This window comes from Streptomyces sp. NPDC059866 (assembly GCF_042731325.1).
Taxonomy (GTDB): Bacteria; Actinomycetota; Actinomycetes; order Streptomycetales; family Streptomycetaceae; genus Streptomyces; species Streptomyces flavusporus.
Map to the genome: position 1 here is coordinate 1 of NZ_JBHWJT010000117.1, position 2,662 is coordinate 2,662.

Genomic DNA, 2,662 nt, shown 5'->3' on the forward strand with positions numbered 1-2,662 from the left:
CTCAAGTCCCTCGCCGACTACCTCGGCAGGATCACCCCACCCAACAGCTGAAACCGGAGATAATTAACCACGGGATTTCTGGCGCATCACACTAGTAGGACTCCGTTAAGTGTGTCTGCCAGCCGTGTTCAGGGGCATGGTGAGTGTGTGGACGCACATGAAGTCAACCGTGTTCGGGTGAAGTTGGCGTTATTCGTGGCGGATGTGTTCGCCTCGGTACCGCGCAAGGACCAGCGGGCCAAGAGCGACTGCTATCTGCGGGGACTGATGATGGACGGTCGCCGCAAGTCCATCCAGGCCATGGCCTCTCGGCTGCCGGACGGCAACGAGCAGAACCTGCAGCAGTTCGTGAATCAGTCCACGTGGGATCCGGTGCCGGTGCGTCGGCGGATCGCGCAGCGGATGGTGCCGCAGATCGGCCCGGACGCCTGGGCGGTCGATGACGTGTCGTTCCCCAAGGACGGAAGGATGTCGGTGGCGGTCGCTCCCCAGTACTGCGGTGCGCTGGGCAAGCAGGCGAACTGCCAGGTCGCGGTCAGCGTGCACGCGGTCTCCGACACGGCCTCGTGCCCGCTGAACTGGCGGCTGTTCCTGCCCCAGGAGTGGGCGGATGACACCGTCCGGCGCCAGCGGACCGGCGTCCCGGAGGACATCGGGCACCGGGAGAAGTGGCGGCTGGCACTGGACGCCCTGGACGAACTGGCCACATGGCACCTGGTGCCGCCGGTCGTGGTGGCGGACGCCGGCTACGGCCAGAACGCGGACTTCCGCGCCGCCCTGGCCGAGCGGGGACACGCGTACGTGGTCGGCATCCGCGGCGACATCACCGTCCAGCCACACGACGCAGTCCCTGCCGTCCCCGCCTGGTCCGGCACCGGCCGCCGGCCGGTGCCCCGCTACCGGCAGCCACCGGTGACGGTCGCGGACCTGGCCGCGGCCGCCGGACGGGAGGCCTTCGGCGAGGTGACCTGGCGGGAAGGCTCCCGCGGCCCGATGACCTCCCGCTTCCTCTCCGTTAAGGTCCGGCCGGCTGGGGTGCGCTCGCGTCGGCTGGCCCAGGCAGCCGCGGTGGCCGAGCACGGCCGGTGGGACGGCGTCCTGCCCCAGGTGCGACTGCTGGCCGAATGGCCCGACGGCGAGGACGAACCGACCCGGTTCTGGCTGTCCGGCCTGCCCGACGACACCCCGATCGCCGACCTGGTCCGCCTGGCAAAGATCCGCTGGCGGATCGAGCACGACTACCGGGAACTCAAGCACGGCCTGGGCCTGGACCACTTCGAAGGCCGCTCCTGGAACGGCTGGCACCACCACGCCACCCTGGTCACCGCCGCCCACGCCTTCCTCACCGAGCAGCGGCTGACCCCAAAAGCCGACACACCGGACTCACCCTCTACCAGATCCTCGACGCCCTCCAGGACCTGCTGAACTGCTGGACCGGCACCTGCACCACCTGCCGCCAACCTCTGCCCAGCAGGACCACACCAAGATCAAGACAGACCTAACGGAGTCCTACTAGTACTCCAGCAGCACTTCGCTGTTTTCCCTGTTCAGGGGCGGTTTGGGTGAGTGTACTGGCCTGGTGTCAGGTCAGTGTTGTCTTTCCCGGGCTGCCCCTCGATTGTGTGCAGCCGCCGCTGGTAATGACACCGGCGGGCGACGGCTTGGCGTCGCCTGCGCCAGTGCGACCATCTCAGGGCGCGTGCGCTGATCAGCGGCTGATGATGGCGCTCGGCTGGTGGGTGGCCAGTTGCCAGGAGCCGCCGGACTTCTGCCACGGTGAGCGGAGCCAGGGCGCCGGAACCGTTTCTGCATCCCCCTTTGCCGCGGCGTCGGCGGCCATGGCCGCGAGGAAGGCGTGGGCGAGCATGGCCAGGGTGAGGTGCCGCATCCAGCCGGTGTAGCGGCGGACCTCGTACTGGTCCAGTCCGCATTCGTTCTTCGCGGCCTGGAAGGCTTCTTCGATAGCCCAGCGCATCCCGGCAATGCGGACCAGGTGCCCGACGTCGGTGCCCAGCGGCGCATGGGCGAGGTAGTAGGCGATCTCGTCGGGCTTGCTGATACTGCGGCGTGCCAGTGCCCACCGCTGGTGGGTCGGCATCTCGCCGTCGAAGTCCTCGATGGACGCGATCTGCAGGGCGGCCCAGTGGTAGACGCGCGGGCCCTTCGCGCCGTCACCGCACGACCGCATCTCCCACGCTTCCTCAGGAGCCTGGGTGAAGAGGTAGTCGATGCGTCCGAAGCGCGGCACCTGCTGGGACTTGGGGACCGCGAGCACGTAGCCGAGGGCGGCCTCCTCCAGCATGCGGCGCAGCCGCCACTCCTGGCCGTAGGCGGCATCGGCGGTCACCCAGGCAATGGGCAATGGGGAGGCGAGTGCCCGCAGCACCATGGCCTTGGCCAGGTCGGGCTTGGTGGCGAAGGTCCGCTCGTCGGGGATGTGGGCGGCGCGGCAGCGGTCGCGGTCGTCAGTCCAGGACTTGGGCAGATACAACTCCCGATCCACCAGGGCGCGTCCGCGTGTGGTGACGTAGGCGGCGAAGACGCCGATCTGGCAGTTCTCGGTGCGGCCGGGGGCCCGTATTTCAATAACTGTCAGCGATGGGTTTCCGCGGGGGTTGTTCGGGCGTGTAGCTGTTCCAAGGTGCGGGCGGGCGATCCGGGG

General features: G+C 68.5%; 2 protein-coding genes. One reads left to right on the forward strand and one right to left on the reverse strand.

Annotation, left to right across the window (positions count from 1 at the left end; genetic code table 11):
- Positions 1-147: 147 nt before the first annotated feature.
- A complete protein-coding gene (locus tag ACFV7R_RS46900; protein WP_385276903.1) occupies positions 148-1,425 on the forward strand; it encodes an IS701 family transposase in 1,278 nt (425 codons plus the stop codon).
- 283 nt (positions 1,426-1,708) lie between these two features.
- On the opposite strand, the gene ACFV7R_RS46905 is transcribed toward ACFV7R_RS46900, so the two are convergent.
- On the reverse strand, positions 1,709-2,662 hold a 954-nt coding region (locus ACFV7R_RS46905), incomplete at its 5' end, for an IS701 family transposase (RefSeq protein ID WP_385276906.1).